Origin of the sequence: Chitinimonas sp. BJYL2, assembly GCF_027257935.1 — a bacterium.
In the GTDB taxonomy this organism is placed as follows: domain Bacteria; phylum Pseudomonadota; class Gammaproteobacteria; order Burkholderiales; family Chitinimonadaceae; genus Chitinimonas.
In genome coordinates this window covers 358,292-377,284 of the sequence record NZ_JANZKW010000003.1, presented here as the reverse complement: position 1 = coordinate 377,284, position 18,993 = coordinate 358,292, and the positions used below count along the sequence as shown (strand labels likewise).

Annotated in this window: 16 protein-coding genes; 10 read left to right on the top strand and 6 right to left on the bottom strand. The window is 62.1% G+C overall.

What is annotated here, in order from left to right; translation table 11 throughout:
- Nucleotides 1-22: 22 nt before the first annotated feature.
- Nucleotides 23-4,144, bottom strand: a complete 4,122-nt coding sequence (locus O9X62_RS11600; protein WP_269533025.1) for a response regulator — start codon at nt 4,142-4,144, stop codon at nt 23-25.
- Nucleotides 4,145-4,427: 283 nt separating this feature from the next.
- The gene (gene nadA / locus O9X62_RS11595) at nt 4,428-5,381 is read right to left on the bottom strand and encodes a quinolinate synthase NadA (protein WP_269533024.1); all 954 of its coding nucleotides are present in this window, start codon (nt 5,379-5,381) and stop codon (nt 4,428-4,430) included.
- Between the two features lie 234 nt (nt 5,382-5,615).
- On the opposite strand from nadA, the gene glp reads away from it, so the two are divergent.
- The 6 genes from glp (at nt 5,616) to O9X62_RS11565 (ending at nt 9,738) form a co-directional block, all read left to right on the top strand.
- Nucleotides 5,616-6,827 (top strand): gephyrin-like molybdotransferase Glp, encoded by a 1,212-nt coding sequence (gene glp / locus O9X62_RS11590; protein ID WP_269533023.1) that lies wholly within the window; start codon nt 5,616-5,618, stop codon nt 6,825-6,827.
- 95 nt (nt 6,828-6,922) lie between these two features.
- Nucleotides 6,923-7,180, top strand: a complete 258-nt coding sequence (gene moaD, locus O9X62_RS11585; RefSeq protein WP_269533022.1) for a molybdopterin converting factor subunit 1 — start codon at nt 6,923-6,925, stop codon at nt 7,178-7,180.
- On the top strand, nt 7,181-7,693 hold the full coding sequence (gene moaE, locus O9X62_RS11580; protein WP_269533021.1) for a molybdopterin synthase catalytic subunit MoaE: 513 nt from the start codon (nt 7,181-7,183) through the stop codon (nt 7,691-7,693).
- A gap of 43 nt (nt 7,694-7,736) precedes the next feature.
- Entirely contained in the window at nt 7,737-8,360 is a 624-nt protein-coding gene (locus O9X62_RS11575; RefSeq protein ID WP_269533020.1) for a hypothetical protein, read from the top strand.
- 35 nt (nt 8,361-8,395) lie between these two features.
- On the top strand, nt 8,396-8,899 hold the full coding sequence (gene moaC / locus O9X62_RS11570) for a cyclic pyranopterin monophosphate synthase MoaC (protein WP_269533019.1): 504 nt from the start codon (nt 8,396-8,398) through the stop codon (nt 8,897-8,899).
- Nucleotides 8,900-8,970: 71 nt separating this feature from the next.
- On the top strand, nt 8,971-9,738 hold the full coding sequence (locus tag O9X62_RS11565; protein WP_269533018.1) for an ABC transporter substrate-binding protein: 768 nt from the start codon (nt 8,971-8,973) through the stop codon (nt 9,736-9,738).
- Nucleotides 9,739-9,750: 12 nt separating this feature from the next.
- Here O9X62_RS11565 and nadC read toward each other — a convergent pair whose 3' ends face one another.
- From nadC to O9X62_RS11550, 3 genes are all read right to left on the bottom strand, one after another.
- Nucleotides 9,751-10,605: a carboxylating nicotinate-nucleotide diphosphorylase gene (gene nadC, locus O9X62_RS11560; protein WP_269533017.1), complete on the bottom strand. Its 855-nt coding sequence runs from the start codon at nt 10,603-10,605 to the stop codon at nt 9,751-9,753.
- A gap of 61 nt (nt 10,606-10,666) precedes the next feature.
- A complete protein-coding gene (locus tag O9X62_RS11555; protein WP_269533016.1) occupies nt 10,667-12,154 on the bottom strand; it encodes a glycoside hydrolase family 30 protein in 1,488 nt (495 codons plus the stop codon).
- Nucleotides 12,155-12,443: 289 nt separating this feature from the next.
- Nucleotides 12,444-12,812 carry an Mth938-like domain-containing protein gene (locus tag O9X62_RS11550; protein ID WP_269533015.1) on the bottom strand — a complete coding sequence of 123 codons (369 nt, stop codon included), beginning with the start codon at nt 12,810-12,812 and terminating at the stop codon, nt 12,444-12,446.
- A gap of 138 nt (nt 12,813-12,950) precedes the next feature.
- Between O9X62_RS11550 and O9X62_RS11545 the strand changes: the two genes are divergently transcribed.
- From O9X62_RS11545 to thrC, 4 genes are all read left to right on the top strand, one after another.
- A complete protein-coding gene (locus O9X62_RS11545; RefSeq protein WP_269533014.1) occupies nt 12,951-14,177 on the top strand; it encodes a pyridoxal phosphate-dependent aminotransferase in 1,227 nt (408 codons plus the stop codon).
- Nucleotides 14,178-14,186: 9 nt separating this feature from the next.
- Nucleotides 14,187-14,633 (top strand): GNAT family N-acetyltransferase, encoded by a 447-nt coding sequence (locus O9X62_RS11540; RefSeq protein ID WP_269533013.1) that lies wholly within the window; start codon nt 14,187-14,189, stop codon nt 14,631-14,633.
- 63 nt (nt 14,634-14,696) lie between these two features.
- On the top strand, nt 14,697-16,022 hold the full coding sequence (locus O9X62_RS11535; protein ID WP_269533012.1) for a homoserine dehydrogenase: 1,326 nt from the start codon (nt 14,697-14,699) through the stop codon (nt 16,020-16,022).
- A 10-nt stretch (nt 16,023-16,032) separates the two neighbouring features.
- Complete coding sequence (thrC, locus tag O9X62_RS11530) at nt 16,033-17,445, top strand: threonine synthase (RefSeq protein ID WP_269533011.1); 1,413 nt, start codon at nt 16,033-16,035, stop codon at nt 17,443-17,445.
- An 82-nt stretch (nt 17,446-17,527) separates the two neighbouring features.
- Here thrC and bla read toward each other — a convergent pair whose 3' ends face one another.
- Nucleotides 17,528-18,424 carry a class A beta-lactamase gene (gene bla / locus O9X62_RS11525; protein ID WP_269533010.1) on the bottom strand — a complete coding sequence of 299 codons (897 nt, stop codon included), beginning with the start codon at nt 18,422-18,424 and terminating at the stop codon, nt 17,528-17,530.
- Between the last annotated feature and the right edge of the window lie 569 nt (nt 18,425-18,993).

Here is an 18,993-nt window from a genome sequence, read left to right as displayed (position 1 = left end):
GGCCAAGTGCCGCTTCATCTGCTTAGTTTGGTGGCAAGGCAGCCAAGGCGGCATCGAAATCATACTGACCCACCGCAGCGCCCAGGCGCTCGAACACGTCGGCGGGCAGGGCCGCACGCAGGCAGTCCGCCTGGCTATCCCAGTACTCCAGCGCCTCACCGTCGCAATCCTCCAGCAAACGCCTGAGCTTCTGCAGCACTTCGCCGGCCCCGGCACTGGCTGTCACCGGTTTGTCCTGCAAGGGCAGCAAGGCGGTGATCGCCGTCACGGTCTCGGCCAGCGCGGTACACACGGCCGTATAGGCCGCCCCAGTCGCCCTCCGCGCCTGCACCAGCGTTTCTGCTTGGCCTGCCGCATCGTAAAGCGCCAGCGCGCCAATATTGCCGGACACGCCCTTGAGCGTATGCAGCAAAGCAAAAGCTGCGTCGAAATCCTCGGCGGCCAGATGCCGCTGCAAGTCAGCACCGGCGTCCGCATAGCGTGAGGCAAAGCTTTGCAGGACCGCTCGATAGCGCTCGATCTTGCCGCCTGTACGGCGCAACCCGTCAGCCATATCCAGCCCCGCTAACGGAGTGGGCGGCATAGCCATCGGAACAACCGCGCCCAGTGGTGCGGCGTCCGGCATGGATTCGGACGCCGACCCCTCGATACCCAGCTGTTCACGCCAGCGAGCCAGCGTACCGATGAACACGGACGGATCAATCGGCTTGGTCACATGGTCATTCATGCCGGCCGCTTCGCAGCGCTGCTTTTCTTCCTCCATCGCGTGCGCGGTCATGGCAATGATGGGGATATCAGTCCAGCGTGGGTCGGTGCGCAGTTGGGTGGTCGCTTCGATACCGTCCATGACCGGCATCTGTACATCCATCAGTAGCAGATGCACCGCGCCCGTTTCGGCGGCCTGCATATGGTTGATCGCCTCTTGGCCATTACCGGCGACCACGACGCTGGCACCGGCCTCCTGCATCAGTTCAACGGCGATCTGCTGGTTGATTTCGTTGTCTTCCACCAACAGAACCCGCAAGCCAGCCAGTAGCGTACCGGCACGCTGAATCGTAGCGCCCGTGACCAGCGTACCGCCGCCCAGACCAACCAAAGCATCCACCAGTGAAGACTGGGTAACCGGCTTGCTGATGAAGCCATCGAGCTGCAACGGGCCGATTTCGGCGCGCACATCATCACCGCCAAAGGCGCTCACCATCACGATATGGGGCGCACCCTCCGCCGGGGTGCGCAGGCGCAACTGGCGAGCCAGTTCAATACCGTTGATGCCCGGCATCTTGCAGTCGATCAACAACAAGGGATAAGGCGTGATCGCGGTATTAACAGCCTGCAAGGCTGCGGCCGCCGAATCCACCGCATCGGCCTCGATAGCCAGCCCTGCCAGCATATCGACCAGCACCTGGCGGGCCAGAGCGTTATCGTCCACCACCAGCGCACGCTGGATGGGCAGGTGGTTATCGATGGGCTGTGGCTGTGGCGCGGCGTCGGCAATATCCAGCGTGGCGGTGAAGTAGAAGACCGAGCCTTTGCCCGGCTGCGAGCGCACGCCGATTTCCCCGCCCATGGCCTCGACGATGCGCTTGCTGATGGTCAGGCCCAGACCCGTGCCGCCGTACTTGCGCGTGGTCGAACCGTCGGCCTGGGTAAACGGTTGGAACAGCTTGGCGCACTGGGCTTCGGTCATGCCGATACCCGAATCGCGGATGGCGAAGTACAGCGTGACCGTCTTGTCTTGGCGCGACTGCACACTGACCGATACATCAATCTCGCCCTGCTCGGTGAACTTGACCGCGTTATTGACCAGGTTGATCAACACCTGGCCCAAGCGCAGCGGGTCGCCATTGAGCCACTGCGGCACATCAGGTGCCGCGCGCAGCAGATATTCCAGGCCCTTGTCATTGGCGCGGCCCACGGTCACCGTGGACACCTTGCTGAACACCTCGTCGAGCAGGAAGGGCGTGTTCTCCAGCTCCATCTTGCCGGCTTCCACCTTCGAGAAATCGAGGATGTCATTGATGATGCGCAGGAGCGAGGTCGCGGCACCGTGGACCTTGTCGATATAGTCACGCTGCTTGGCGTCCAGCGCGGTTTTCAGCGCCAGATACGACAGGCCGATGATGGCATTCATGGGGGTACGGATCTCATGGCTCATATTGGCCAGGAATTCACCCTTGGCCCGTGTTGCCGCTTCAGCGCGCTCCTTGGCCAGACGCAGTTCCTCTTCAGCCAGATCGCGGCTTTCGTTCGCCAGCACGATCCACCAGGTCACAATGCTGGCCAGCACCGCAAAGCCAAAAAACGCCCGCAAGACATAGGTCTGGAACAAAGCCTGCATGGCGGGATCAGCCAGCTTCGATAGCGCAGGCAAAGTCATCCACAGGGTCGCGGCCGACAACACCAGCATCACCGTCCAGATCAGCCCGAAATTGGCCACACGCAGCACGCTGCGCTGCGACAACTCGCCCCGCCACAGCCAGCGCAGGCCTCGCCCCACGGCTTCATGGTAATGGTCACGCAGGCTCTTCACTTGCGGCTTGCACTGGTCCTTGCACTGGCTCTCCAGGGTGCAGCACAGCGAGCAGATGGTGGCTTCATGGAAGGGACAATAGGTCGCGTCGTGCTCGGGGTAATGCTGCGTACACACGCCACAGGCAACCGGGGTTTCCGACTTCAGCCGGTAAAAGGCTGGGCGGGCGATGTAGTACTTGCCATCCGTCCACCAGGCCACCAGCGGCGACAATACAAAGGCAACCACAGCAGCCACGAGCCAGGAATAGGCCTCGGCATACGCACCCAGCAAACCGCTGAACGCGACAATGGAGGCGAGCGAGGCAAGGCACATGCTGACCACGCCCACCGGGTTGAAGTTGTACAGATGGGCGCGCTTGAACTCGACAATCGGCGGGCTAAGGCCAAGCGGCTTGTTGATGGCGAGATCGGCGACCACCGCACATATCCAGGCGACCGCGATATTCGAGTACAGCCCGAGTACGCTGTTGACCGCGGCAAACAGGTCCAGCTCCATCAACAGCAAGGCAATCGCACTGTTGAACAGCAACCAGACCACCCGCCCCGGGTGCGAATGGGTGACGCGCGAAAAAAAGTTCGACCAGGACAGCGAGCCCGAATATGCGTTGGTGACATTCACCTTCATTTCAGACACCACCACGAACAGCGTGGTCAGCAGCAGTGCCAGCGAGGGATTGGCTACCACGTACTGGTAGGCGGTATTGAAGAACTGCACCGGCTCCTTGGCGTCGGCAATGGCCATGCCGGACATGACCGCCAGGGCTGCCAGCATGGCCCCGCCCAGCTGCTTGATATAGGCCATGGCAATCCAGCCAGGGCCACCGAGCAACATGTTTGCCCACCAGCTGACGCGGTTCTCGCGGGTGCGCTCGGGCATGAAGCGCAGGTAGTCCACCTGCTCGCCTATCTGGGCAATCAGCGAGAAAGCGATGCCGGCGGCAATGCCGAAGTGGTACCAGTCGAACGCATTGCTATGTGAGACCTGGCCCTTCACGCCGGACATCGCACTGATCGCGGTGGGCTCATGCCACAGGACGTAGGCAAAGGGCAGCGCCAGCAGCACCAGCCAGAGCGGCTGTGTCCATTTGTGAAAACGATTGATGGAGGTCACCCCGTAGAACACGATGGGCAACACGACCAAGGAGCAGACGATATACCCCAGCCACAGCGGCATGCCGAAACACAGCTTCAGCGCCTGCGCCATGATGGCCGATTCAAAGGCCAGGAAGATAAAGCAGAACGAGGCGTAAATCAGCGAGGTAAAGGTGGACCCCACATAGCCGAATCCCGCGGCGCGGGTCAGCAGGTCCATGTCGATATTGTGGCGGGTGGCGTAGCGACAGATCGGGAAACTGACCCCGAATAACACGATGGCGGTCAGGAACAGCGCCCACATTGCATTCTGGAAGCCGAAGTCCAGCAGCAGCAAGGCACCAATCGCCTCGTAAGACAGCGCCGAGTTGGTGCCTATCATGGTCACCCCCAAGACGGCAGGCGACCACTTGCGAAAACTCGCCGGCGAGTAGCGCAAGGCGTAGTCCTCGATGGACTCGGTCGCGACCCACTGGTTGTACTGGCGGCGGACTTTCTCGACGGAAGCAGCTTGCGACATGGCGCATCTTTCGCATTCAGGTATGCCATTGTCGGCACGCCCGTCACGATGTGATGGCCTTTTCGCACCGGCGTCGCCAGAGTGTTGCGGTAAAGCCGCGCCAGCATTCATGCCGCTTAGGGACAAGGCAGCTCAAGCCATCTGCCACAAGCCGTTCTCGCCGGATATCTACTCTCAACGCACAGGTCTGCTGGATCACAACCACCAACAGATCATGCTTTGCGCCCAAAGCCCATGAAAAAGGGCAGTCATTGACTGCCCCCTGGATTCAACCCGGCCCGCTTCAAGCAGGCACGGGTACCGGCTGCGCCAACTTGGCCGCCTGCATCTGCGCCTCGCTGAACGCCAGCATGCGCTCGATCGGCTGACGCGCGGCATCCATCTGCTCGGTTGTCAGGTAATCGATCACCGTGCCCTCGCCGGCCTGTGCACGCTGCACGCGCTCGACATTGTTCATCTTCATGTACGGGCACTGGTTGCACTGGCAACCGGCGTAGATCGGCGCCTGCACGATCTTCAGGTCGGGCCGGGCCAGGCCCATGTTGTAGAGGATGCCGTCTTCGGTGGCCACGAAGATCGTGGCATCGGGTTCGCGGTCAAACGCCTTCACCCAGTTGAGCATGCCGCTGGTCGAGCCCACGTAATCGGCCTTCTTCAGCACAGGCAGCGGGCTTTCGGGGTGGGCAATCAGGTACTTGGCGCCAGCCACGGCGGCCATGCCTTCATTGAGGGCGGATTCGTTGAATTTGTCGTGCACCTCGCACACAGCCGACCACAGCGGCATGTCATAGCCATACTGGAAGTTCAGGTAGGCGCCCATATTGCGGTCAGGCGAGAAGATGACCTTTTTACCCTGGGCATACAGGTGGGCAATGATGTCGTCCACATTGCGGCTGGTCACGATCCAGTCGCTCAGCGCCTTGTGTTCGGCCGAGCTGTTGATGTAGCTCACATGCACATGGTCGGCATGCTTGGCACGCCAGGCGGCAAGGCGTTTGATATCGGTTTGCGTGACCAGCGAGCAGGTCGAACCCGCATCGGGCAGGATCACCGTGGCGTTCGGATTCAGGATCTTGGCGGTCTCGGCCATGAAGCGCACACCGGCAAAGACGATGATGTCGGCCTGGGCATCGCGGGCATAGAGCGAGAGTTCGAGGGAGTCGCCGACCTTGTCGGCCATTTGCTGGATTTCCGGCGCGGTGTAGTAATGCGCCAGCGTGACGACACGCTTGGACATGGCTGTTCCTTCCATGCGGAACCCTGGGGTTCCGGACGCCACCTCTGTGGTGGCCAACTGAGCCCGCAATCCGCGGGCGGTGGGTGCATCGCCGGCGGAATCCCCGCCTTGTTGCAGCGCGACACAGCGCCACCATAGCAAAATCAAGGACTTTTGACCATCCACCGGCCGACGGATCGCCGCACGGTACCCGACTGGTGTAGGGTAAGTGTCAAAGCAAAACGGTGAACCACCATGTCCCTGCTCTCTTTTGACGACGCCCTCACACAACTGCTGAACCGTGCGCACAGCGTCACGGGCGAAACCAGCGTGGCCTTGAGCCACTGCGACGGCCGCGTCCTCGCACACGATGTGATCGCCCCGCTGGCCGTGCCCGGCTTCGATAACAGCGCCATGGACGGCTACGCGCTGAACCTGCGCGATCCGGCCCAGCCACCGGCCAGCCTGCCCGTGGTCCAGCGCATCGCCGCCGGCCAGACGGGTACCGCGCTGGCACCCGACACGGCGGCACGTATCTTTACTGGCGCCCCGGTACCACCAGGTTGCAATGTGGTGGTGCCGCAGGAGGAAACCGCTACCGAAGGCGATACCGTGCAGCTGCTGGCACCCGTGCGCCTGCACCAGCACATCCGCCGTCGCGGTGAAGACATCGCCGAAGGCAGCGTGGTGCTGAAAGCCGGCACCCGCCTTGGACCGGCACAACTCGCGCTGTCCGCCTCGCTGGGCATCGCCACCCTGCCCGTACGCCCCGCCTTGCGCGTGGGCTTGCTGTGCACCGGCGACGAACTGACCGAACCCGGCCAGCCGCTGCCCGAAGGCGGCATCTACAACAGTAACCGCTACGCCATCGGCACCCTGCTGCGCCGCCTGGGCGTGCAACTGCACGACTACGGCACGGTGGCCGACCGTGCCGACGCCACGCGCGCGGCGCTAGGCCGCGCTGCCGATGAGTGCGATGTGGTGATCAGCTGCGGCGGCGTATCGGTGGGCGCGGAAGACCACGTCAAGGCTGCCGTGCTGGCGCTGGGTGAACTCGACCTCTGGCGCATCGCTATCAAACCCGGCAAGCCCCTGGCCTTTGGGCGCGTGGGCAAAGCTGACTTCATCGGCTTGCCCGGCAATCCGGTCAGCGCCTTTCTGACCTTTTTGCTACTGGCGCGCCCTTTCCTGCTTGCCCGTATGGGCGCCGCCGCCTCGCCGGTTCAGGCACTGCCGGTACGTGCGGCGTTCACCCGCGCCAAGGCCGAGAGCCGGCGCGAATTCCTGCGCGCACAGCTGGCCATGAACGCAGATGGCACGACCGAGGCCGTGCTTTACCGCGACCAAGGCTCGGCCGTGATGAGTGGCCTCGCTTGGGCAGATGGCTTGATCGACGTACTACCGGGCCAGACCGTTGCCCCCGGCGATCTGGTGCGTTTCCTGCCACTGCCCGCGCTGCTGGACTGACACCGATCGAGCCGCGTGCGGTTGAGCCTGTCATTCCTGGCTCGCTCCGCGCGATAATGCCAAGCAAGACCAGAACGAGTTTCAAGACCACCACCATGCAAGTCCAGCTGCGTTACTTTGCCCGCCTGCGCGAGCGTTTCGGCCTCGCCGAAGAATCCCTGACCCTGCCTGAAGGCATCGAAACCGTGGCGGGTCTGCTCGCCCATCTGGCCCTGCGCGGGGAAGCCTGGGCCGAGGAACTGGCATCGCATCGCGTATTCCGCGTGGCGCTCGACCAGGAGCTGGTGGGCTTTGAGGCGCCGCTGCATGCCGGTGTCGAGGTCGCCATCTTCCCACCCGTGACCGGAGGCTGAATGAGCCCGCTCAGCGATACCCGTATCAGCGTCGTCGTCACCGAGGCGGATATCGATGTCGGCCGGGAAACCGATACCTGCGCAGCAGGCGATCGCAGCGTGGGTGCCGTCGTCAGCTTTGTGGGGCTGGTGCGCGATCTGAATCTCGCCGCCGATGTCGTGGCACTGGAACTGGAGCACTACCCCGGCATGACCGAAAAGGCCCTGCAGCAGATCGGCGAAGAAGCCGCACTGCGCTGGCCACTGAATGCCGTACGCATCGTCCACCGCGTAGGCAAACTGCATCCCGGTGACCGCATCGTCATGGTGCTGACGGCCAGCGCGCACCGGCAAGCAGCGTTCGAGTCATGCAACTTCGTGATGGATTACCTGAAAACCCGCGCGCCGTTCTGGAAGAAAGAATGGAACAAAGATGGAGCGAAATGGGTCGAAGCTCGCGAAAGTGATACAACCGCAGCAGAAAGATGGCACCAGTTAGTGGCAGAGCACTTCGGCAACCTTGACCACGACTAATTAAGTCTTTACAGACTCCTTGACACCGACCATGAGACCAAGCATGAATAAATCAGTATTTTTTGTAGCCGCATTAATCACCTCCAACGCAATTGCCTCGGATTTCCTATCTCCCGGAGTCTGGTTCAACACTCCAACACTTACCTTAAGATCACCAAATGCCGATGGCTGGGTCAAGTCAAAAGCCTCCTCCAGCAGCATTGTATTTAACAAGCGCATAGGCAAGTCGAACGACTATTACACAGCCGGTGTCGCCCTATTTAAAATAAAAGGCAATGCCACGACAGAAGAGATGAGTGTCGAACTTGAACGGTTGTGGCAAAAAAACTTCCCTTCAGAAAAATTTGTGACCACTTCCTCGGAGGTAAAAAATTCCGACCGCAAAGACATGAACTGCTTATTAAAACAGAGTCAATTAACCGACGCATCCACCCAAGAGAAGCCAAATAGCAAGGTTATACACACCGTTCGTTCGCTATACTGCAAGCATCCTGTAAGCATCAATACCGGCTTTGTCGTCAATTATATGCATAGTGGTTTAGAAGTTGACACAACCTTCGAAGAGCAATCAAATTGGTTCTTTGACGCAGTGCAGATACCGAAACCCCAAGAACCGGAATCATCATCCATGACTGAGTCGAGCAACATTAAGTCTAGTGATAAATAAACCCTAGTCTGAATTGCTCGCAAGTCACTGACAATATGGTTACTCACTTTAATGCCTTGGGCCATGCCCATATGGTGGATGTCGGCGCCAAACCGGAGACCCGCCGGGTCGCGATTGCCGAGGGGCATATCGTCATGGCGCCAGCCACCTTTGCCCGCTTGCAAGCCGGCCAAGCCGACAAAGGCGATGTGCTGGGCGTGGCCAGGCTGGCCGGCATCATGGCGGCCAAGCGCACAGGCGACTTGATACCCCTGTGCCACCCCATCCCGCTCACCCATGTGAGTGTGGAATTCAGCCTCGATCCCGCACAGGCCACGGTGCACTGCACAGCCACCACCGAAACCGTAGGGCGGACCGGCGTGGAGATGGAAGCGCTCACGGCGGTGTCGGTGACCTTGCTGACGATCTACGACATGCTCAAGGCCGTGGATAAAGGCATGGAGATCGGCGCGGTGCGGCTGCGTGAGAAGCGTGGCGGCAAGTCCGGCCACTGGCTGCGCGATCCGGCCCAGCCAGTCCCGCCCGATGCGACGACATGAATGACAGCAAGCAATTCGATTGGCAAGCCTCTAGAATGACCGGCAACCCACAGATTGCACCGGTTCACCTTATGCGCTGGTACACCCGTCTTGCTGCGCTCGCTTTGTTTCTGGCCTTGGCTGCCCCCGGCTTTGCTGCGCAGGTCGTCAAGGTCGGGGTCGTGCTGTTCCCGCCTTATATCAACAAGCAGGCCGGTAGCGACAGGCTGCATGTAGAACTGCTGGATCTGATGAACAGCTTCCAGCAGCGCTATCGCTTTGTGCCGGTGAATACGGGGCCGGTACGGCGCTTCCGCGATTTCGATCTGGGTCGCTACGATATGTCGACCTTCGACAATCTGGCCTGGGGCTGGAAGGACAGGCCGGTCGATGCCTCCCGTGTCTACCTGGGCGGTGGCGAAGTCTATGTCGCGTTAAAGCAGGCCGACCGGGATCAGCGCTATTTTGATCACTTTGCCGATAAGCGCATGATCGGCATGCGCGGCTACCACTATGGCTTTGCCGGCTTCAACACCAACGAAGACTATCTGCGCCATCACTTCCAGATGGTGTTCACCAGCGATAACGAGGCCACCATCAAGCATTTGCTGATGGGCAGTGGTGATATCGCCGTGGTGACAGAGGCCTATCTGGCTGGCTATCTGGAGCGGAACCCGCAAGACCGCGACAAGCTGCTGATCTCCACCAAAAAGGACCAGCACTACCAGCTCACGTTCGTGATTCGTCGTGGCGTGCGCCCCAGCGCGGCCGAGCTCAATGCCTTGCTTGATGCCATGGAGCAGGCCGGCATACTGCGGCCGCTGTGGCAAAAGTACGGGGCGGAAATCAACCGCCCCTGAGCGCGTGCTGTCTCAGTCGGGATCGGCGAACACAAAGCGCATCGACAGATCGATCGCACGCACATCCTTGGTGAGCTTGCCGATGGAGATGCGGTCTACACCGGTTTCTGCAATCGCCCTCACGGTTGTCAGATCCACGCCGCCACTGGCCTCCAGCACCGCCTTGCCGGCACTCCGGCGTACCGCTTCACGCATATCGTCCAGGCTCATATTGTCGAGCAAGACCGATTGCGCACCGGCGGCGAGGGCTTCGTCCAGTTCCTGCAGGTTTTCCACTTCGATCTGGATACTGACATCGGCCGGCGCCAGCGCCTGCGCCGATCGCAGCACGGCGGTGATGCTGCCGGCAGCGGCGATATGGTTTTCCTTGATCAGGATGCCATCGTATAGGCCGATGCGCTGATTCTCCCCCCCGCCCACGGTCACGGCGTATTTCTGCGCCAGCCGCAGGCCCGGCAGGGTCTTGCGGGTATCGTGGATCTTCGCACGCGTACCCGCCACCACGGCCACGTAGCGCCGGGTTTCGGTTGCCACCGCGGAGAGTGTCTGCAGGAAATTGAGGGCCGAGCGCTCTGCCGTGAGCAAGGCTCGCGCCGGACCATCGATCTCGCACAGCAGTTGACCCGCTTCTAGCTGCGCCCCTTCGGCCACATGCCAGTGCACGCGAACGGCCGGATCCACCTGGCGGAAACACTCGTCAAACCATGCCTGACCACACAGCACGGCCGCCTCGCGTACCAATACGCGCGCCTTGCCGCCCCGATCGGCAGGCACCAGTTGCGCGGTCCAGTCCTGACGGCCGATATCCTCGGCGAGCGCAGCAGCCACCTGGGTGGCAATCTGATGGGGTAGCGGCAAAAGCGGCATGGCAGCAACACGGCGGGATGGCGGAACCGGCATTCTAGCGCGGATCAGGCCGCGCCCACGCTCATGGCAGTGCGTAGCGGATGGTCTGGATTGCACGGGGCGGAATCTGCAGGCTGGCTTCCACCTGACCGATATGCAGCCGGTATTCCGCCGCGACATCCTGCTCGTTCATCACCAGTACCACCACCTGCCCCTGTGCATCGGCAAACGCCGTGGTCAGCAAGGTGCTGCGGCTGCTGACCGTGCTGACCCGCCGCATGCCGGGGCGGACAAAGCGCGAAAAATGCGCCAGGTAGTAATACGAGGGGGTAAGGATCAGTTCGCCGGTGCGCGTATCGGCATGGATGGGCGCAAAGCAATAATTGCCGACATGGTTGGGGCCGCCGCGCTCGTCGAGCAGCAGGTTCCAGTCGGTCCAGCCCACTGCACCGGCGTTGAAATCTGCAATGATCTGGCGACCGTAGCGTTCGGCATTGGGCCACCACTGCAGCCGCGCGGGGTCGTAGCCTTCCACTGTGGCCTCGGTCAGCAGCAGGTTGACCTGCGGATAGGCCTCGCGCACCGCCGCGACATTGCCGTGCATGGGCGCACCGCCAGCCCAGGTTTCGTACCAGTGGAAGCCCACGCCCCACACATATTGGGCGGCTTCGGGATCAGACAGGATGGTATCAGCGCGATGCAGGATCAGATCGCGGTTATGGTCCCAGACAATGATCTTGCGATCCCCCAAACCCTCCCGCTTGAGCGTGGGGCCGAGATGATCGCGCAGGAAATCGCGTTCTTCTTCGGCGCTGTAGATCATCGATTCCCACGTTTGCTTGGCCATCGGTTCGTTCTGAACGGTGATCCCCCAGATCGGCACCCCCTCAGCCTCGTACGCCCGGATGAAACGCGCGTAGTAGCGCGCCCAGGCATCGCGATACGCGGGCAGCAGGCGACCACCCTTGAGCATGCTGTTGTTGTCTTTCATCCAGGCCGGCGCGCTCCAGGGGCTGGCATAAACAGTGGCTTTTTCGCCATGACTCGCAATGGTGGCCAGGGCACGCTTGATCATGGGCAAGCGATGGCGGCGATCGGGTTCGATATCGAAGCTATCGAGCCGCGTATCGCCGGGCGCCACATAGGTGTAGCTGGCGCTGCTGAAATCGGCGCTGTGGATGGTGGTGCGCAGCAATGTGTAACCCGCACCGCGCACCGGATCGAAATACGCTTGCAGCAGCGCTTGCTGCTTGTCGGCCGATAGGCCGGCGAAGACCTCGGCCGTGGCATCGGTAATGGCGCCGCCAATACCGAACACCGTCTGGAATGCGTGGGCCGGGTTCACAAAGATCGATAGCTGGTTTTCAGGCGGCTGTACGCTGGCCTGCGTGGTCACGGTACCGCTCTGGGCAAGACGCAGGTCGGTATCACGGGCGGTGGTGTACACCTGCATGACGGCGGGTGGGTTGGGCATGGTCGCCTCGGGCAAGGGTGCCGCGTCCACTGGGGCGACCAGCACGGCGCCGCTGAGGGCCAGCACCAGCGCGGGCAGGGACAAGGCAGGGTTCATGTCAGCATCCGGGTTGTCGGGCGTGGCTGGTCTTGGGCCAGCCACGGACCGGAAGCACATCATGCCAGAATTATGAAAGCGATTTCAAAGCGCATGCTCGATGGTGCCGCGCCGGGCCCGGAAAAGAAAAAGCCGACCCGGATCAGGGGGTCGGCAAATCAACTGCCTCAGGGGAGATGAGCGTTGTGAGCATCACCTTAACCAGCCGGGCTTGTCATGGCGCGGGGTTTACGACGAAACGCGCAGGCCGGCGGACAAACCGTGCCATGCGGCGACAAACGGCACGGGCTTAATCAAACAGCACGGCCGCCATCACGCGGCGATCTTCGGCCACCAGGATATTGAAGGTACGGCAGAGCGCCGATACATCCATGGCATCCACCCCGATCTGCGCCTCATGCAGCGCCCGGCTCAGGCTCGGATGCGGGAAGCGCAGACGGCGACCGGTGCCCAGCAGGATGACCTCAGGCTCATAGGCCAGCAAAGCAGCAAAGTCCTCTTCCACCAAGGCATCAAAGCCCTTGGCCTGCCAAGGGGTGACACTGGTCGGCATCACGATCAGGCTGCCGGTGTGGCGCTGCGCGTTGACCATGACGAAGTCGTCACCATAGCCGGTAAACACGTTCAGATGGGTGGGTTGATCAGCGTGGAGTTTCATGAGCTTGGCCTGCGGAAGACAGCCGCCATTGTACTGTCCTCCTCCGGGAATAAGGCGCATCGGGAAAGCGCATATTGCAGTGCAAAATTCTTTGCTACCATCGAACGCTCCCCTAACCGTCCCTGCCAGATCAACACGATGCGCCAGATCAAGAAATCGCAAAAGCTCGATAACGTCTGCTACGAGATTCGTGGCCCGGCGCTGGCGCGTGCCAAGCAGATGGAAGAGGACGGCCACAAGATCATCAAGCTCAATATCGGCAATCTGGCCGTGTTCGGCTTTGACCCGCCCGATGAAATCGTTGCCGACGTGATCCACAACCTGCCGCAAGCCGGTGGCTATGCGGATAGCAAGGGGATTTTCCCGGCGCGCAAGGCGGTGATGCACTACGCCCAGCAAAAGGGCATCAAGGGCGTTACGGTAGAGGATATCTACATCGGCAACGGCGTGTCCGAGCTGATCCTGCTGAGCATGAACGCCCTGCTCGACAACGGCGACGAAGTGCTTGTGCCCGCGCCCGATTACCCGCTGTGGACCGCCGCCGTATCGCTATCGGGTGGCACGGCGCGCCATTATGTGTGCGACGAAGCCAATGGCTGGCTGCCGGATCTGGACGATATCCGCGCCAAGATCACCGACACCACGCGCGCCATTGTGGTCATCAACCCCAACAACCCGACCGGCGCGCTGTACCCCGACGACATCCTCAAGGGCATCCTGCAGATTGCGCGCGAGCATGGCCTGATCGTCTACGCCGACGAAATCTACGACAAGACCCTGTTCGACGGCGCCACCCACACGGCGATTGCCTCGCTGGCCGAAGACGTGTTCTGCGTGAGCTTTGGCGGCCTCTCCAAGAACTACCGCGCCTGCGGCTACCGCGCCGGCTGGATGATCCTGTCAGGTGATCGCCGCCACGCGCAGGACTATATCGACGGCCTCAATATCGTCGCCTCGATGCGCCTGTGCGCCAACGTGCCTTCGCAACACGCGATCCAGACCGCACTGGGCGGCTATCAGAGCATCAATGAACTGGTCGGCCCCAATGGCCGCCTCACCCGCCAGCGCGATCTGGCCTGGGAGCGCCTGACCGCCATTCCGGGCGTGAGCTGCGTCAAGCCCAAGGGCGCGCTGTATCTGTTCCCGCGCCTCGATCCCAAGGTCTACCCGATAGCCGACGACCAGGCGTTCATTACCGAGCTGCTCGAAGAAGAGCGCGTGCTGCTGGTGCAGGGCACGGGCTTTAACTGGCCCACGCCCGATCACCTGCGCGTGGTGTTCCTGCCGCATATGGATGAGCTCGAAGAAGCCCTGAACCGGATCGAGCGCTTTCTCGCCGCCTACCGAAAACGTCACGCCGTATAAACGCGACTTATGCCCCACATCCTGCGCATCACCAACGAACAACGCCACCTGATCGACCCCGCGTGGCTCGCTCGTGCTGAAGCCGTGCACCGCGAGCTGCGTCCGCAGCTGGATGCTGACTACAGCGGACAGATGCAGGGCATCTTCGACGATGGCGGCGAGATGGTGGTGGCCGTGGATGGCGAGAACGTACTCGGTGTGGCAGTCTATCGGGTCTACCGGGACACCTTCTCCGGCACCAAGTGTTACGTGGACGACCTCGTAACCACCTCCTCCCAGCGCTCACAAGGCGTCGGCAAATTGCTGCTCGACTGGCTCCAACAGGAAGCCACCCGGCGCGGCGCCGTGAATTTCATGCTCGACTCGGGCACCCACCGCGTGGATGCGCATCGCTTCTACCATCGCGAGGGCCTGGTCATTGCATCGTTCAATTTCCGTAAACCGCTCAATACCTAGTGTTTGCCCTTGCAGGCAGGCGCACGAACGCATTCACCCAAGATTCAAGACAGGCTCACCAGCATGAAACCCATCCAAGTTGGTCTTCTCGGCTTCGGCACCGTCGGTAGCGGTGTCGCCAAGGTACTCGCCCGCAACGCTGAAGAAATCGGTCGCCGTGCCGGTCGCGCCATCCAGGTCAGCCGTGTGGCAGTGCGCAATATCGACAAGGCCCGCGCCGCTGCGCCGGCCGCCGTGACCGAAGGCCTGGCCTTTACCAACGATTTCCACGCCATCGTCGACGACCCGAATATCGATGTGGTGTGCGAGCTGATGGGTGGCGCCACGCTGGCCCGCGAGCTGATGCTGCGCGCCATTGCCAACGGCAAGCATGTGGTCACCGCCAACAAGGCCCTGCTGGCCCTGCATGGCAATGAAATCTTCGCGGCGGCGCACGCCAAGGGCGTCACAGTGGCCTTTGAAGCTGCAGTGGCCGGTGGCATCCCCATCATCAAGGCGCTGCGCGAAGGCTTGGCCGCCAACCGTATTGAATGGATCGCCGGCATCATCAACGGCACCTCGAACTTCATCCTCACCGAGATGCGCGACAAAGGCGCCGCCTTTGCCGATGTGCTCGCCGAGGCGCAAAAGCTCGGTTACGCCGAAGCCGACCCGACCTTCGACATTGAAGGCCACGACGCCGCCCACAAGCTGACGATTCTGGCCGCCCTCGCCTTCGGTATCCCCATGCAGTTCGAGAAGGCCTACCTCGAAGGCATCAGCAAGCTCACGCGTGAAGACATCGCCTACGCCGAACAACTGGGCTACCGCATCAAGCTGCTGGGCATTGCCCGCCGCCGTGCCGAAGGCATCGAACTGCGTGTACATCCGACGCTGATTCCCTACAAGCGCATCATCGCCAATGTGGATGGCGTGATGAACGCCGTGGTCGTGCAGGGCGACGCCGTGGGCCAGACCCTGTATTCGGGTCGTGGTGCCGGCTCTGAACCGACCGCCTCGGCCGTGGTGGCCGATCTGGTCGATGTGACCCGTACGCTGACCGCCGACCCCGGCCACCGCGTACCGCACTTTGCCTTCCAGCCTGATCAGCTGTCTGATCTGCCGATTTTGCCGATCAGCGAAGTCGAAACCAGCTACTACCTGCGCCTGCGTGCCCATGACCGCCCCGGCGTCATGGCCGACATCACCCGCATCCTCGCCAGCGGCGGCATCTCGATCGATGCCATGCTGCAGAAGGAGCCGGCCGAGGGCGAGCAGATTGTGGACATCATCATCCTGACCCATGTGGCCAAGGAAGCGCGTGTGAACGACGCCCTGGCCCAGATCGAGCAACTGCCGACCATCTCGGGCAAGGTCACCAAGCTGCGCCTCGAAAATCTGGACAAATAAGGACGCCGCCATGCAATACATCAGCACCCGCGGCGGCATGGCCCCGCAAGGCTTCTCGGACATCCTGCTCGGCGGCCTCGCCTCCGATGGCGGCCTGGTGGTCGCCGACAGTTACCCGCAGATCGATGCCGCCACGCTCGAAAGCTGGCGTGCACTGAGCTACCCGCAACTGGCCTTCGAGATCATCTCCCGCTTCGCCACCGATATTCCGGCTGCCGATCTCAAGCGTCTGGTGGACGGCGCCTACACCAAGACGGCCTTCGGCACGGACGAGATCACCCCGCTGACTGAACTGGAACCCGGCCTGCACCTGCTGCACTTGTCCAACGGCCCCACGCTGGCCTTCAAGGACATTGCCATGCAGTTGCTGGGGCAGGTGTTCGAATACGTGCTGGCCCGCCGTGGCGAAAGCATCAACATCATCGGCGCGACCTCGGGCGATACCGGCTCGGCCGCTGAATACGCCATGCGCGGCAAAAAGGGCGTGAATGTGTTCATGCTCAGCCCGCACGGCCGCATGAGCCCGTTCCAGCGCGCGCAGATGTTCAGCCTGCAGGACGCCAATATCCATAACCTGGCCGTGGAAGGCACGTTCGACGACTGTCAGGACATCGTCAAGGCCATCAACAACGACGCCGCCTACAAAGCCCAGTACAAGATCGGTGCCGTCAATTCGATCAACTGGGGCCGTGTGGTCGCGCAGATCGTTTACTACTTCCGCGCCTACCTCAAAGTGGCCAAGCGCCTGGGTGAGGAAGTGGACTTTGTGGTGCCATCGGGCAACTTCGGCAATATCTGCGCAGGCCATATTGCCCGCCAGATGGGCTTGCCGGTGGGCAAGCTGGTGGTCGCCACCAACGAGAACGATGTGCTCGACGAGTTCTTCCGCACCGGCAAGTACACCGTGCGCGGCTCGAGCGATACGCACGCCACGTCCAGCCCGTCGATGGATATCTCCAAGGCCTCCAACCTGGAGCGCTTTGTGTTCGACCTGATCGACCGTGATACCGCCAAGCTCAAGCAACTGTGGCACGAGGTGGATACCACGGGCGGCTTTGATCTGGGCAGCACGCCTTACTTTGCCCGCATGGTGGGGGAGTTCGGTTTCAGCTCCGGCCGCAGCACCCATGCCGACCGGCTGCAAACCATCCGCGATGCCAAGGCCCGCTGGAACGTGATCGTGGACCCGCACACCGCCGACGGTATCAAGGTCGCCCTCGAATCACGCCGCGATGGCGTGGCCATGGTGACCCTGGAAACCGCCTTGCCGGCCAAGTTCGAAGCCACCATCGTCGAGGCCCTGGGCATCACCCCGCCCCGCCCTGCCGACCTGGCTGATCTGGAAAACCGGCCGCAGCGTTCGACCGTGTTGCCGAACGATGCGAACCGGGTGAAGCAATATGTGGCGACGGCGCTGTCCTGATTGAGGCCGTTACCCCGCATGCAAAGGGCGCCGCAAGGCGCCCTTTGACTTGGTGCGTTCCGCTGCACTCACCGCAGCCGAACTAGCCCGCGACGACCGACTCCGCCCCCTGCCCGGCCCAAGCCGCCACAATGGCTGCCGCCGCAGCCACGATATCGTTGCGGGCCGTGGCATCCGCCTGGCGTTGCGTGAGGTAGATCGCCAGCGCAATCGGCGGCTGCTTGGGCCGCCAGATCACGCCCACATCGTTGGTGCTGCCGTAATCGCCCGTGCCGGTCTTGTCGCCCACCGTCCAGTCTGCCGGCATCCCGGCACGGATGCGCGTGCCCCCTGTGGTGTTGCCGCGCAGCCAGTCTTGCAACTGGGTGCGTTGCGCAGCTGGCAGCACATCGCCCAGTACCAGCGCATGAAGGCTGTGCGCCATGGCAGCCGGGGTAGTGGTATCGCGCTCATCGCCCGGTAAGGCGCTGTTGAGTTCGGTCTCCCAACGATCCAGCCGGAACACCGCATCCCCCACCGTACGCGCCCAGGCCGTGAGCCCGGCCGGGCCGTTGACCCATTCGAGTAGCAGGTTGGCAGCGGCGTTGTCGCTGTATTGCACGGTGGCCGCGCACAGCTCGGCAATGGTCATGCCTTTGCTGAGGTGTTTTTCGGTGATGGGCGAGTAGGTGACGAGATCGTCTTTCTCGTAACGGATACGTTTGGCCAGCAGATCGGGCTGGTGCACGCTGCGGTGCAGAATGGCCGCGGCCAGCGTGAACTTGAAGGTGCTGCACAGGGGGAAGCGCTCATCGGCGCGGTGGGCCAGTTTGGCACCCGTGCCGGTGTGGATGGCGAGTACGCCAAGTCGACCGTCGAACTGCTGTTCCAGCGCGGCGAGGGCTTGTTCGGGGGTGGTGTTGGCGGGGTTGGCCCTGGTAAGGCTGGCGAGGGGCAGCGCGCTGGCGGCGAGCAGGAGGGTGCGGCGGGTGAGCGGCATGGTCACAAAGGAGTGGCGGTGGATGGCGACACTATAGCGTGTGCAACTTGCTCGCCGTAATGCCCCCAGGGCGAGCTACTCGGCGGCTTATCAGAGCCAGCCCAAGCCGCCATCCGCCACTTTGCGGCAGTAGGGGGCAGCATGCCGGGCAGGAGGTAGCCAATGTGGGGCTTGGCTCAAAGCCCCTCGCCCGCGCGCGGGAGAGGGGTTGGGGTGAGGGCTGCTTCTACGAAGAGCTGACCTCGCAGACTCTAACTAACGGTTCAGCGGCGTTGCCGCATGATGCGCTGCGCGCGTTAGGTGCGGGAGTGCGCCCCGCAGCCGCCTCACTTTCTTTGCTTCGCCAAAGAAAGTAGGCAAAGAAAGGCGACCCGACGAAGCCCGCCCCTTCGGGGTCCCCTCACATCCTCAAAGCGCGCGGCCGGGCTGAAAACTCGCCAGCCTTTGGCTGGCTCAAACATTCATCCCGGACTACCCCGCGCACTTCTCCGGTGTTCGGCGGCCTCCAACGGGATTAGGGTGGCACCCCACGAGCAGCGCCTTTAAGCCCCTCTCCCCCTGGGAGAGGG